The following is a 13608-nucleotide window of genomic DNA, read 5'->3' as shown; positions in this document are numbered from 1 at the left end:
CCCCCGTCGCATCCGCCACCGTCATGCCCGTGCGGTCAGATCAGGTCGTGGCGCAGCGCCCAGGCCGCAGCCGCGGCGCGCGAGGGCACGCCGAGCTTGGTGCGGATGTTCGCCAGGTGGCGGTGCACGGTGTGCGGGCTCAGCACGAGCGCCTCGGCGATCTGCTGGTCGGTGCGGCCGCGGGCCACCAGCCGCAGCACCTCCTGCTCGCGCGGGCTGAGCGTGCTGGTGGCGGCGGGGCCGGCGGATGCCTCGGGGCGCACCTCCGGCACGTCGACGCCGAGGAAGCGCAGGGCGGCGGCGGTCACCGCGCGACGGTCGCCGCGCCACGGGAAGTGGTCGAGTCCGTGCAGCTCGACGAAGCGCGCGCGCGGGATGCGCGAGGCGACATCGGCGCCGAGCGCGAACGGGATGGCGCGGTCCTCGCGTCGGTGCAGCACGAGCGTCGGCGCCTGCACCCGCCCCAGGTGCCCGGTCGAGTCGAAGTCGTAGAGCTCGGACATCGACGCGGCCGCCGACTCGCGCGACGCCGACCGCCGCTGGTAGGCGACGAACGCATCCCGCTCCTCGGCGCTCGCCTCGGGCAGGAACAGGTCGGCGAGCACGCGCGACCCGAACCCCCAGTGCGTGCCGATCACGTCGAGCAGCCCCTGCCGTGCGTGCGGCGGCGCGATGTCGTGGCCGTTCGCGAACGCGCCGTACATGACCAGCGCGTCGACCCGGTCGGGATGCCGCGCGGCGAACAGCGACGACACGGCTCCTCCGGAGGACACGCCGAACATCGTCACCGGGCCCGCGCCGACCGCGAGATCGACCACGCCCTCGAGCAGCGCCAGCTCCGCGTCGAGGTCCGCCGGCGGCGGGTCGTCGTGCCCCGAGGCGCCGCCGCCCGGGCGGTCGTAGCGGATCACCGTGCGGTGCGCGGCGAGCTCGGAGACGAGGCTGCGGAACTCGGCGTGCTCCCAGTCGAGCACGAGGTGGCTGCACCACCAACCGCCGAGCACGAGGGGCGGCCCGGACCCGATCGCCGACCAGGCGACCTGGCGGCCGCCGACGACGGCGTAGCGGACCAGCTGATCCCCGGGCTCCACGGCCCCAGTGTAGGAGTGCTGCGGAGGCCCGGGGAAGGCCGGGACGTTCAGGCGTCGCGCACGGGCACGGCGACCGAGCGCATGCCGAAGTCCCCGATCGCGCGGACGACCGGCGCCATGCGCTCCCGGTAGTGCTGCGCCATGGCGCGCGCGCCCGACAGCTCGTCGTCGCCGCGGTCGCCCAGCAGCGCCGTGACGTGCTCGCCCGGCAGCAGCACGAGCGCCTCGCCGGTGGCATCCGTGCCCGCCACGCGGAGCACCCCGGCGTCGACCTGCCGGTCGATCCAGCCGGCCGCGGCGGCCCGGCCCGTGCCGACCGCGGCGGCGAAGCCGTCGACGGTGACGGGGCCGAGGTCGAACAGCGTGCGGTACCAGCCGCAGCGCATGCCGCGGGCGATGGAGGCGACGACCCGCACCTCGGCGGTCATCGCGACGGAACGGGCCGCGTCCCGGCGACCCTCGTGGGTGATGGTGGTGGTCATCGTGCTCAGCTCCCCTGGTGCGCTCCGCCCGGACCTCGTGCGGCGGCGATACCTCGATTCCACTCCCCTGCCGCCGTGGCGGCATCCCGCGTTCGGGCCATTCCGCATGGCCCGAATCGGCCATCGGCCGGCGTGCGGAGACGACGGATGCCGCGGGGCCGATCGGCCCCGCGGCATCCGCCTCACTCGCCCCGGGTCAGTCGACCTTCACCTTCGCGGTGGTGGTCGCCGTGGTGCCGTTGGCGTTCAGCAGTTCGCCGGCGTACTCGTACGTGCCGGCGTCGCGGTCGCGGAAGGACACGCTGGCCGACTGCGGGGTCTCCGCGTCGTCGAGCAGCACGGTCGCGACGAGCTCGCCGTTCTCGTACAGGCGGAACATGGTCGCCGGCGACCCCGCCGACAGCCCCACGACCACGTCGTAGTCGCCGTCCTTGTTCGCGCCGACCTCGCTGTCCGTGTCGGTCAGCGTGCCGCGCTTCGGCGCGGACGAGCCCGGAGCGGGCGCATTCACGTACGCGATGCTCGCCATGGGCGGCTCCTCCATGCCGACGCCGAGGTGGAAGCTCGGGTGCGGCGGCTGGTTGTAGGAGGTGTTCTGCCACGCGACGGCCATGCGGTACTGCGAGTCGTGCATGAGCGTCGGGATGCGCGCATCCGTGACATCCGTCGTCGTGTAGATGCGGATGCCCTCGCCGTCCTGGTGGCGCACCACCAGCTCCTCGCGCCAGTCCCCGAACAGGTCGGCCTGGAGCACCGGGGTGCCCTTGGTCGTGTTGTTCGAGTACGTGCCCTCGGCGCGCAGCACCTCGACCTCGGTCTGCGTGTCCGGGTCCCACTTCGAGATGGTGGGCACGCCCGCGCTCACCTCCTCGTCGTAGTCGTGGTCGGTGATCTCCCGCAGGAGGTCGCCGTCCCACCAGGTCACGAAGTTCGCAGCCGGGATGTCGGTCGAGAGCACCTCGCCATCGGCCGACTTGAGGAAGCCCGTCGGCGAGTTCCACGCGTAGTCGCCGCCGACCGACCACGCCTCCGAGCCGGGGTGCGCGGGGTCGAGGTCCGCGGCGGCGCCGCGACCGGTGTCGCGGGTGCCCTCGGTCGCCCAGATCACCTCGCCGGTCTCCGCGTCGCGCATGGCGGCGGCGATGTCGCCGTTGGACCCCTGGTCCTCGAACACGCCGTAGATCTCGAGCCCGGGCCGGTCGACGACGTGGTCCGCGACGTGCATCGCATCGCCGTGGTAGAGCTCCGAGTTGTACAGCGGCGTGCCGTCGTCGTCGATCGTCATGGCACCGAACACGACCTCGTCGAGTCCGTCGCGGTCGACGTCGGCCGTCGCGAGCTGGTGGTTGCCCTGGCCCTCGTACTCGTCGCCCCACTCGTCGGAGTCGAAGCTCCAGCGCTCGACCAGCTCGCCGTCGCGGAAGTCCCACGCGACCAGCACGGTGCGGGTGTAGTACCCGCGGCTGAACAGCAGGCTCGGGTGCTCCCCGTCGAAGTAGCCGGTGCCCGCGAGGAACCGGTCGACGCGGTTGCCGTAGGTGTCGCCCCAGGAACCGACGCTGCCGCGCGCGGGCAGGTAGTCGGTCGTGTCGAGGGCGGCGCCGGTCGCACCGTCGAACACCGTGAGGTACTCGGGGCCGCTCAGCACGTAGCCGGCGGAGTTGCGGTGGTCGGCATCGGCGTCGCCGATGACCGCGCCCGTGCCGTCGACCACGCCGTCGGCGGTCTTGAACGAGACCTCCGCACGCCCGTCGCCGTCGAGGTCGAACACCTGGAACTGCGTGTAGTGGGCACCGGCGCGGATGTTCACGCCGAGGTCCATGCGCCACAGCCGGGTGCCGTCGAACTCGAACGCGTCGAGGAGGACCTTCCCGGTGTAGCCCGACTGCGAGTTGTCCTTGCTGATCGACGGGTTCCAGGCCATGACGAGCTCGTACTGGCCGTCGCCGTCGAGGTCGCCGACGCTCGCGTCGCCGGGGGCGTAGGTGTAGTCGTTCCCGTCGGGCGTGGTGCCGCCGGCGGGGCGATCGAGCGGGATGTCGAGGTACTGCTCGTCCCACGTGCCGAACACGTCGGTGACCTTCACCTCGTCGCCGTCGACCAGGGCCGTCACGCGGTAGCGCGAGTCGGCAGCGCCGTCGGGGTCGACCAGGTTGGTGGCACCGGTGATCGGCTCGGCGTTGACGCGCACGTCGTCGCGGTAGACGTTGAATGCGAGGTCGCGGTCGTCCAGCCCGAGCAGGCGCCAGCCGACGTAGGTGCCCTCGTCGAGGGCCACTGCGACGGGCGCACGGTCGAGGTACTCCGCGTCGCGCACGAGGGTCGTGGCGATCGGGGTCGAGAGGGTGTCGGATGCCTCGGAGCGGCCGCCCGCGTTCAGCGCCACGAGCCGGTAGAGGTACGGCCGCGTGGTGAGTACGTCGTCGTCCGTCCAGGTCGGTTCGTCGACCTCGGCCACCTGCGCGAACGGGATGTCCTCCCGGGTGCTGCGGAAGACCTTCCAGAGCACCACGTCGTCGGCGTCGTCCCACTCGAGCGCGATCGTGTTCCGGTCGATGTCGGCGACCGCGAGGCCCTGCGGCTGCGCGGGCGGGGCGACCGAGGGATCGACGACTGCGACCTCGATCGGCTCGGACGGCCGCGACGTGCGCTCGGCCTTCGCGGTCGCGACCGCGTACTCGTACGACTCCCCCAGCGCCACGGTCGCGTCGGTGAACGTCGGTCCCTCGGCGGTGCCGAGCTCGGCGAGCTCGCCGCCGGGCGCGGCGCGGTAGACGGTGTAGCCCGTGGCATCCGCCACCTCGTCCCAGCCGAGCGTGACCGAGAGGTCGCCGTCGGCGTCGATTTCGGTGGCGGCGAGGTTCGCCGGCGCGGGCAGCGGCGTTTGGACCGTGATGCCGTTGATGCGCCCGTCGCCGCCGGTGACGGTGACGTTCAGCTGCCCGTCGGCCACCTCGATCGCGGGGAAGAACTCCTCGTGCACCTGGCCCGAGCTGGTGCGCGGCCCGGTGAAGGCGGTGCCCTCGATGTCGAGGTTCGTGCGGTTGCCGGCGATGAGGTCTCCGGCCCAGGTCGTGACCTCGTAGGTGCCGTTCGGCACGTCGACGGCGAACGCGCTCGATGCGCCGATCGTGAAGTCGCGGGCAACGAGGTCGTCGCCGCCGCGGTCGCGGAACGAGCTCGGCGCGGTGGTGAAGCCGTAGCCCGCGGCATGGTCGTACGCGTCGGACCGGTCGATGCCGACCCAGCCATCGGCGACGGGGCTGGACGACCCGCCGAAGTCGAACCGCAGGTCGACCTCCTCTGCGGCGTTGGCGGCGGCGGGCATGAGGACGCCGCCGGCGACGAGCGCGGTGCCCGCGAGTGCGGCGACGGCCGGTCGCAACCGGCGTCGTGGCGTGTGTGAGCTCACTGGATCTCCCTTGATCTGGCGTGTTTCGGCATGGGTCGACCCACTCGACACGGGTAGGGCGCGCGTCGATCGGAGGCCGACTGATGTGGTGCGGTGAGCGCGATCGGCTCGGCATCCCCCCTCGGACGGTCGGCGTGCGATGCGTGCGGGAAAAGGCTTTCCCGTTGGCACGTTTCAACAGTCTTCCCTGCGGCCGTGTCCCCCGTCAAGGGGTCACGCCCGTCCCGTTCGGGCGTCGCTTTTCAGGAGCCCCCGCCCGGGGCCCCGCACGGTGTGCGGCACCGGGCGCCGTGACCGCACACCCTTCGGTTGCGGCGCGACACTGCCGCCGATCGCGCGGGGGGCGCGCGAATGATGGGGGTCGAGCTCCTGAAACGCGATGGGGTCGAGCTCCTGAAAACGGAGTTCCCCCTGCGCACGCGACGCGCCACATGGCGGGGTCGAGTTCCCGGGCGGAGGGCGGCGGGCGGCGGCTCGCCACGCGTGCGCGCGTCGCCCGGACGACCGACGGCGGGCCCGGGTAGCCTCGATGCCGTGACCGACACGCTGCCCGCGGCATCCGCTCGCCCGATCGACCGGGCACCGGTGCGCCACCCGCACGAGGCACGCGTCGTCGCAGACTCGCGCGATCGGGTGGCCTGGCTGCGGGCCCGCTCGACGGGCATCACGGCGACGGATGCCGCACGGCTGGCGTCGCACACCGCCGTGCGCCAGGTCGCATGGGAGAAGCTGCACGGCACCGGGTTCACCGGCAACCGGGCGATCGAGCACGGCCGGGTGCGCGAGCCGGTCATCGCCCGGTGGATGCTGCGGCACCACGGCATCGCGGCGAGCTCGCTGCTGTTCCACGCGGCGGGCGACCGCCGGCACCTCGCGACGCCCGACGGGCTCCGCGTCACCGACGACGGCGTGCTCGAGCTCGCGGAGATCAAGACGACCGGCAAGGCCTGGCGCGGCATCCCCCGCAACTACCTGCGGCAGGTGTGGTGGCAGCAGTACGTGCTCGGCGCCGAGCGCACGCTCGTCGTCTGGGAGCGGCACGAGGACTACGTGCCGGTCGGCGACCCGCAGTGCCGCTGGGTCGACCGCGACGAGGACCAGATCGCGATGCTCGTCGCGCGCGCCGACGACCTGCTGGCCATGCTCCGCTCCGGCCGCACCGCCTGAGTCGGATGCCGACGCTCCTCCTGCACGGGCTCGGGTCCGATCGGCGCACCCCGCTCGACCTGTTCGCGGCCGTCGTCGAGGAGGCGTCCGGCCCGGACGAGCGCATCCTCGCCCCGGACGTGCGCGCCCATGGGGCATCCGACCGCATCGGCACCGCCGACCGCTTCCAGCTCGACTCCCTCGCCGGCGAGGTCGCATCCGGGGTCCGGGCCGCACTCGAACGGCCCGCACCCGAGCCGATCACGATCATCGGCATCTCGATGGGCGCGGCGCTCGCGGTGCGCATCGCGCTCGACGGCCTGCTGCCGGTCGGGCGGCTCGTGCTCGTGCGCCCGTCGTTCACCGACCGCCCGCTGCCCGACAACCTGCAGGCGTTCCCGGTGATCGCCGACCTGCTGCGCACCTACGGGCCCGACCAGGGCATGCGCTACTTCCGCCGCACCGGGGCGTTCCAGCGGGTCGACGTCGTGTCGCACGCGGGCGGGGTGGGGCTGCTGCACCAGTTCCGCGTGAGCGACGCCGTCGGCCGGGCCATCCGCCTCACCGAGATCCCCCGCAACCGCGCGTTCCGCGACGACGCCGAGCTCGCCGGGCTGACCGCGTCCGGCGTCGAGTCGCTCGTCGTGGGCGCACCGCGCGACCCGGTGCATCCGCTCGCCCTCGCCGAGCGCTGGGCCGGCGCCCTCGGCGCCCCGCTCGAGCGCCTGCCCGCCCGCGACGAGGGCCAGGCGCCGCACACCGACGCGCTGCGCGCGGCGGTCGCGCGGTTCCTCGCCGGGTAGGCGGCCGGCGTGGGCGCGGTACGGTGCAGGGGGGGCGTCGCGCCCGCAGCAGTCATGACTCATGGGCGAAACGCCGCACGCGACCGATCGTAACGAGCGCCGGTTATGTTGCCACGAGCACACCGCACGCAACGCACGGAGGAACCGCCGATGAAGGCACTGGTGATCGACGAGACCGGAGATCCCGAACAGCTGAGGCTCGGCGAGGCACCCGATCCGGTGCGCGTCGCCGACGAGGTGCTCGTGCGCGTCGCCGCGGCCGGGGTCAACCCGATCGACGCGAAGACGCGCGCCGGGCGCGGGGTGTCGGCGGCGATCGACGCGTGGCCGTGCGTGCTCGGGCTCGACTTCGCCGGCGTGGTCGAGGCCACGCCGAACGCGATGCACCCGCTCCAGCCGGGCACGCGCGTCTACGGCATGACGCGGGTGCCCCGCACGACCGGCAGCTACGCCGAGCTCGCCGCGGTCTCCTCGCTGAGCGTCACCACGGCGCCCGCCACGCTGTCGCTGGAGCAGGCCGCCGCGGTCCCGACGGCGGCGCTCACCGCGTGGTCGGCGGTGGTCGAGACCGCGAAGGCGCACGACGGGCAGCGCATGCTCATCCACGCGGCGGCCGGCGGCGTCGGCCACTTCGCCGTGCAGTTCGCCGCGTACTTCGGTGTGCGGGTGACCGCCACCTGCTCGGCCGACAACGTCGACTTCGTGCGTTCGCTGGGTGCGCACCACGTCATCGACTACCGCGCGGAGCGCTTCGAGGAGGTCGCCGGCCAGCAGGACGCGGTCATCGACCTGATGGGCAACGTCGTCGACGAGGTCGGCACCCGCTCGCTCGACGTCGTGCGCCCGGGCGGCCTCGTCGTGAACGTGCCGACGAAGAGCTGGCCGACGCTCGAGGCGGATGCGGCCGCGCGCGGCGTGCTCGCCACGGGGTTGTCGGTCGCCCCCGACGCCCGCACGCTCGCCGTCATCACGCGCCTCATCGACGACGGCTCGGTGCGCGTGCACGTGGATCGCGTGCTCGACCTCGCCGAGGGCGCGGAGGCGCACCGGCTGGTCGAGGCCGGGCACGTGCGCGGCAAGCTCGTCCTGAAGGTCGCCGAGCTCGACTGAGCATCCGCCGGGCATGCCCGCGGCGCGCCGCAGCGCGCCCGGCGCCCGGTATCGTCGCCCGCATGACGCAGCCGAGCATCGTCTGGTTCCGCGACGACCTGCGGCTCGCCGACCATCCTGCGCTGCGCGAGGCCGCCGCGGCCGACGGGCCGGTCATCGCGCTGTTCGTGCTCGACGAGGCCTCGCCCGGCATCCGCTCCCTCGGCGGGGCCGCCCGCTGGTGGCTGCACGGCAGCCTCGCCGCGCTCGCCGACGACCTGCGCGCGCACCGGGTGCCGCTGGTGCTGCGCCGCGGTGCGGCGGCCGACGTGGTGCCGGCGTTCGCCGACGAGGTCGACGCAGCGGGCGTGGTCTGGAACCGCCGCTACGGCGGCCCCGAGCGCGAGGTCGACACGACGGTGAAGCGGATGCTCCGCGAGGCGGGACGCCGCGCCGAGAGCTTCGCGGGGTCGCTGCTGTTCGAGCCGTGGACGATCCGCACCGGGCAGGACGAGCCGTTCTCGGTCTACACCCCGTTCTGGAAGGCGTGCCGGCGGGCCCCCGCACCGCGCGAGCCGTTCCCCGCCCCGCGCGGGCTGTCGGGCCCCCGCGCGCATCCCGACTCGGACGACCTCGCCGACTGGGGCCTGCTGCCGACCACGCCCGACTGGGCGGGCGGCCTGCGCGACGCGTGGACGCCGGGCGAGGCATCCGCCCGCCGTCGCCTGCGCGCCTTCCTCGCCGGCGACCTCGACGACTACGCCGACGCCCGCGACCGCCTCGACGCCGACGGCACCTCGCGCCTCTCGCCGCACCTGCGCTGGGGCGAGCTGAGTCCGTTCCAGGTCTGGCATGCGGCCGTCGAGACGCGTCGCGAACGGCCCTCCGCCGCGCAGGGCGTCGAGACGTTCCTCTCGGAGCTCGGCTGGCGCGAGTTCGCCTGGCACGTGCTGTTCCACGCGCCCGACCTCGCGACCGAGAACTGGCGGCGCCGCTTCGACGCGTTCCCGTGGCCCGACCTCGACACCGACGCGCTCGACGCCTGGCAGCACGGCCGCACCGGCATCCCGGTCGTCGACGCGGGCATGCACGAGCTCTGGGAGACCGGCACCATGCACAACCGCGTGCGCATGGTGGTCGCGTCGTTCCTCACGAAGAACCTGCTGATCCACTGGCGGCACGGCGAGGAGTGGTTCTGGGACACGCTGGTCGATGCGGATGCCGCGGCCAACCCGTTCAACTGGCAGTGGGTGGCGGGGTCCGGCGCCGACGCCGCACCGTACTTCCGGGTGTTCAACCCCGAGCTGCAGGCGCAGAAGTTCGACCCCGACGGCGCGTACGTCGGGCGTTGGGCGCCCGAGGCCGGCGCGTTCGGGTACCCCGAGCCGATCGTCGACCTGAAGGAGACCCGCGCCGCGGCGCTGGCGGCCTACGAGCGGGTCAAGCGGTCGTAGGCGGCACCGTCGCCGCAGCGTGCACGCGCACGCCGTGCAGCATCGCCCACGGCGATCCGTTGGTGGCGTGCACCAGCACGCGGAGCGCGGTGAACCCGGGCACGTCCGCGAGGTCGTGGCGCCGCAGCCGACGCCGGTTGCCGGTGACCTCGGCCACCGTGGTCCATGCGTCGTCGGCTCGCACCTGCAGGGCGTAGTCCCGCACGAGCTCCGGCATCACCGGGAACGGCGTCGTGTGGTGGTGGAGGTTGACGATGTCCTCGTCGACGTCGTCGTTGAAGACCAGGTCGACTGCGCTCGCACGGACCGGGGCGTCCCACTCGAGCGCGACCCACTCGTCCCGTCCGGGCGTCATGCGCTGCGACGACCAGAGCCGCGGACCACCGAACGGCCGCAGGTAGCCGCCTCGCACCTGTTCGGCGCGGTAGGCGTCCGTCGGCCGCGACGTCCGCAGCACGATCCCCCGCCTGCGGAGCTCCCGAGCCGACCACGCGTTGGTGGGCGGATGCCCCGACCCGGGCGTGTTCCGGGGGGTGCGGCTGAGCAGCCCCAGGACGCCGTACGGCGCCGGCGATTCGGACACCACGACCGCGAGGCCCGCAGCCCGCCGCACGACCACGACGACGTCCTCCGGCGCTGCCGGGCGATGCGCGATGTCGACGGCGAGCCACTGCCGTCCCTCGGCGACGGGGAGCGACCACCCGTCGACCCTGCGCACCGGAATGTGGTTCTCGCCGCCCGCGGTGGACCACAGCTCGACCTCGGCGACCAGCGGCGACGCGGCCTCCACGAGGAGCTCGACCCGACCGAGGTCGGGATCGACCGGCAGGTGGACGCCGAGGTCGACCTCGCCGAGTTCCACGGTCGACGTGCCCGCCCCCTGACCCGGTTCGTTCCCGAACGTGGGGAGCTCGCTCGAGGCGGTCGCGGTCGCACGCATCGCCAGGTCGGCTTCGTCCGTCCACTGCAGGCCCAGCACGGGGGCGTCGGTCCGCAGGAGGTCGCGCTGCAGCTCCTCGAGGTGGGAGGCACCGACCTCGCGCGGCGTCACGCCCCGCCGGACCGCGAGTGCCGCGCCGACGCCCACCGCCTCGCCCATCGCGGCGCACGTGGCCATGACCCGCGTGGTGCCGAACGCGACGTGGCTGGCCGAGATGTTCCGCCCGGCCATGAGCATGTTCCGCACGTTGGCGGAGTACAGGCTGCGCCAGGGGAGGTGGTAGACGCCGGAGGTGAACAGGTGCTTGGATCCCGCTCCGTCCGAGTACATGCCGCCGGGCGGATGCAGGTCGATCGACCAGCCGCCGAACGCGACGCGGTCGTGGAACCGCGTCTGGTCCATCACGTCCTGCTGGGTGAGGGTGTGGTCGCCGACGAAGCGCCGGTACTCGCGCTTCCCCGGCACGGACCCGACCCATTCCAGGGTGAGCGTCTCCGCATCGAACCGCCCGGAGTTCTTGATGTGGTCCCAGATGCCGAACACCACCGACCAGAGCTCGTCGCGGATCGCCTCGTTGTCGGCGACCGCGTCGAGCTCCCCGCCCCACTCGATCCACCAGTAGTCGCACCCGTTGTCGGTCGCGCCGAATCGGCGATGGTCGAGGATCGACGTGGCGGAGACGTCCTTCGCGACGGCGGGCGGCACGAACCGCACGGGGCGCCCGACGTCCTTGGTGTAGAAGAGGATCGTGCTGCCGAGCATGTCCGAGTCGGCGACGTCGGGAGCCCACTCCTCGCCGAACACGCTCCGGGCCTCGCGGCCCTCGCGGAACCACGCGCCCGCGCGTGCCCCGACGAAGCCGTCGCCGGTGCAATCGGCGTAGAGCGCGCTGACGAACGCGAGCTCGGTCTCGGTGCCCGACTGCCGAGCATGCACCGCGGTGATGGCACGGTCGTGGTCGTCGCCGGTCGCCTCGACGTCGTGCACGTCGGTGTTCAGGAACAGGTCGATGCCCGGCTCGGCCCGCACCGCATCCAGGACCACGTGGTCCCAGAGCACCGGGTTGCCCTCCGGGTTGCGGTACTGGTTCTCGAGGAACAGCTCGCCCATGATGCCGGTCTCGCGCGCGAACTTCTGGGCGCCGTGGGAGGTGGCGCCGCAGACCCAGACCCGCACCTCGCTGCTCGCGTTGCCGCCCACCACCGGCCGGTTGTTGACCAGCGCGACGCGCAGGCCCGCCCGCGCGGCGGCGATCGCGGCGCACACCCCGGCCAGGCCGCCCCCGAGGACGGTGAGGTCGGACTCGACGGTGCGTCGCCGCGACCCACCGCCGACCCGCGCCTCGGCCGGTCGCGCGATCACTTCAGCCCGGTCTGCGACAGGCTCTCCACGAACTGCCGCTGCGCGAACAGGAACACGACGAGCACCGGGATGACGGTGAGGGTGGTGGCGGCCAGCTGCGCGTTCCACAGGGGCTCGCCGTAGGTGTCCTGGTACCTCGTCAACCCGAGGCCGACGGTGAACATCTCCGGCGTCTTCAGGAAGATCACCGCCTCGAAGTAGAGGTTGAACGACTTGAGGAACTGCAGGATCGTCACCGTCGCCACCGCCGGCCCCGCGAGCGGCAGTGCGATCCGCAGGAAGATGCCCATCCGGCCCAGGCCGTCCAGGCGACCCGCCTCCTCGAGCTCCACCGGCAGCGAGAGGAAGAACTGCCGGAAGATGAACGTCGCGACGATGCCGCCCGAGCCGAACACGGGCAGCACGATCAAGGGCCAGTGCGTGTCGATCAGCCCGAGCGAATTCGCCCACTGGAACAGCGGGATCACGGTGACCTCGCTGGGCAGCATGATGCCGGAGAGCAGGAGCAGGAACATCGCCCCGGCGAACGGGAACCGGATGCGCGCGAAGGCGTACCCCGCGAGCGCACTGACCACGATCGTCAGTGCGGTCACGATCACGGCGATGTAGATCGAGTTGAAGTACTGCTGCAGGAACGGGTTCTCCGAGAACACCTTCGGCCAGGCCTCGAGCGTCCAGTCCTGGGGGAACAGGCTGGGCGGGACCGCGAAGATCTCGCTCGCCGGCTTGAACGACGAGAACAGCATCCACAACGTCGGGTAGAGGAACGGGATCGACAGGACGGCCAGGAGCACGTACAGCACGCCCTTGCTCACGCGGCCGCGGAGCCGGGCGGATGCGGAGTGCCGCGGCGCCGGCCGGGGCCCGGGGCGCGAGCGGCCCGTCGTGACCGCCTCGGTCGTCGGAGGCGGCGGCACCAGGATGTCAGACCTCGTCATGGACCCACACCTTCCGTACGCGCCACTGCAGCGCGGTCATGCCGAGCACGATCAGGAACAGGACCACGCCGATCGTGCTGCCGTAGCCGAACTGCTGGCGCTCGAACGCCATCTGGTACATGTAGTACGAGAACACGAGGGTCGAGTTGCTGGGGCCTCCCTGCGTGAGCACCTGGATCGGCGCGAAGATGTCCAGCGCACCGATCGAGGTGAGGATCATCACCAGCAGGATGGTCGGGCTGATCAGCGGGACCACGATCGACCAGAATGCGCGCCAGGGGCTCGCACCGTCGATGCGCGCAGCTTCCCGGAACTCGGGCGGCACCCCCTGCAGCGCGGCCAGGAAGAGCACCATGTTCATTCCGACGCCCTTGAAGACCTGCACCACGATGATCGACAGCAGCGCCGTGCTCGTGTCGTGGAGCCAGTTCGGCCCGTCGATCCCGAGCGTCTGGAGGAATCCGTTGATCCCGCCGTTGGCCGACAGCAGGAACTGCCAGATGATGACCCACGCGACGATCGCGACCACGACGGGCGAGAAGAACACCGCACGGATGGCCGTGACGCCACGGAGCCGCTGGTTCAGCAGGAGCGCCAGCACCATCGCGAGCGAGATGTTCATGAGCATCAGGCCGATGGTGAAGACGGCGGTCGTACCGAGCGACTTCCAGGCGACGACGTCGCCGGCGAGCCGCTCGTAGTTGGCGAGCCCGATGAAGGTGAACTCTCCGGTGAGCACGTTCCAGTCGTGCAGGCTGTACCAGATCACGTAGAGGAACGGGATCAGGCACAGGGCGAGGACGCCGATTACCATCGGGGCGACGAACGCGAGTCCGATGGCCGCATCGGCACGGGCGAGCGGGGAGCGGAATCCGGGTGGCCGCGCGCCAC

Annotated in this window: 10 protein-coding genes; 4 read left to right on the top strand and 6 right to left on the bottom strand. The window is 72.6% G+C overall.

Features of this window, described 5'->3' with window-relative positions; genetic code table 11:
- Positions 1 to 35: 35 nt before the first annotated feature.
- The 3 genes from ABZK10_RS08055 to ABZK10_RS08045 all read right to left on the bottom strand — a co-directional run bounded on the left by ABZK10_RS08055 (position 36) and on the right by ABZK10_RS08045 (position 4985).
- Positions 36 to 1091 (bottom strand): alpha/beta fold hydrolase, encoded by a 1056-nt coding sequence (locus ABZK10_RS08055; protein WP_353808666.1) that lies wholly within the window; start codon positions 1089 to 1091, stop codon positions 36 to 38.
- 47 nt (positions 1092 to 1138) lie between these two features.
- Positions 1139 to 1573: a hypothetical protein gene (locus ABZK10_RS08050; RefSeq protein ID WP_353808665.1), complete on the bottom strand. Its 435-nt coding sequence runs from the start codon at positions 1571 to 1573 to the stop codon at positions 1139 to 1141.
- Between the two features lie 196 nt (positions 1574 to 1769).
- Positions 1770 to 4985, bottom strand: a complete 3216-nt coding sequence (locus tag ABZK10_RS08045) for a rhamnogalacturonan lyase family protein (protein ID WP_353808664.1) — start codon at positions 4983 to 4985, stop codon at positions 1770 to 1772.
- A gap of 534 nt (positions 4986 to 5519) precedes the next feature.
- On the opposite strand from ABZK10_RS08045, the gene ABZK10_RS08040 reads away from it, so the two are divergent.
- The 4 genes from ABZK10_RS08040 to ABZK10_RS08025 all read left to right on the top strand — a co-directional run bounded on the left by ABZK10_RS08040 (position 5520) and on the right by ABZK10_RS08025 (position 9477).
- Entirely contained in the window at positions 5520 to 6152 is a 633-nt protein-coding gene (locus tag ABZK10_RS08040) for a YqaJ viral recombinase family protein (protein WP_436408497.1), read from the top strand.
- A gap of 5 nt (positions 6153 to 6157) precedes the next feature.
- Positions 6158 to 6934, top strand: coding sequence for an alpha/beta fold hydrolase (locus ABZK10_RS08035; protein WP_353808663.1), 777 nt, complete (start codon positions 6158 to 6160; stop codon positions 6932 to 6934).
- Between the two features lie 150 nt (positions 6935 to 7084).
- On the top strand, positions 7085 to 8044 hold the full coding sequence (locus tag ABZK10_RS08030; protein ID WP_353808662.1) for an NADP-dependent oxidoreductase: 960 nt from the start codon (positions 7085 to 7087) through the stop codon (positions 8042 to 8044).
- A gap of 62 nt (positions 8045 to 8106) precedes the next feature.
- Entirely contained in the window at positions 8107 to 9477 is a 1371-nt protein-coding gene (locus tag ABZK10_RS08025; protein WP_353808661.1) for a cryptochrome/photolyase family protein, read from the top strand.
- On the opposite strand, the gene ABZK10_RS08020 is transcribed toward ABZK10_RS08025, so the two are convergent.
- Genes ABZK10_RS08020 through ABZK10_RS08010 form a run of 3 tightly spaced genes read right to left on the bottom strand, consistent with a single transcriptional unit; the run spans position 9464 to position 13531 of the window.
- A complete protein-coding gene (locus ABZK10_RS08020) occupies positions 9464 to 11779 on the bottom strand; it encodes an FAD-dependent oxidoreductase (protein ID WP_353808660.1) in 2316 nt (771 codons plus the stop codon). The two genes, ABZK10_RS08025 and ABZK10_RS08020, sit on opposite strands and share 14 nt — an antisense overlap.
- The gene (locus ABZK10_RS08015; protein ID WP_353808659.1) at positions 11776 to 12717 is read right to left on the bottom strand and encodes a carbohydrate ABC transporter permease; all 942 of its coding nucleotides are present in this window, start codon (positions 12715 to 12717) and stop codon (positions 11776 to 11778) included. Before ABZK10_RS08015 ends, ABZK10_RS08020 begins: the two co-directional genes overlap by 4 nt.
- Positions 12704 to 13531, bottom strand: coding sequence for a carbohydrate ABC transporter permease (locus ABZK10_RS08010; protein WP_353808658.1), 828 nt, complete (start codon positions 13529 to 13531; stop codon positions 12704 to 12706). Before ABZK10_RS08010 ends, ABZK10_RS08015 begins: the two co-directional genes overlap by 14 nt.
- Between the last annotated feature and the right edge of the window lie 77 nt (positions 13532 to 13608).

Source organism: Agromyces sp. SYSU T00194 (genome assembly GCF_040496035.1).
Classification (GTDB): Bacteria; Actinomycetota; Actinomycetes; order Actinomycetales; family Microbacteriaceae; genus Agromyces; species Agromyces chitinivorans.
Note: the sequence above shows the minus strand (reverse complement) of the source record. Positions and strands in the feature narration are given on the sequence as shown.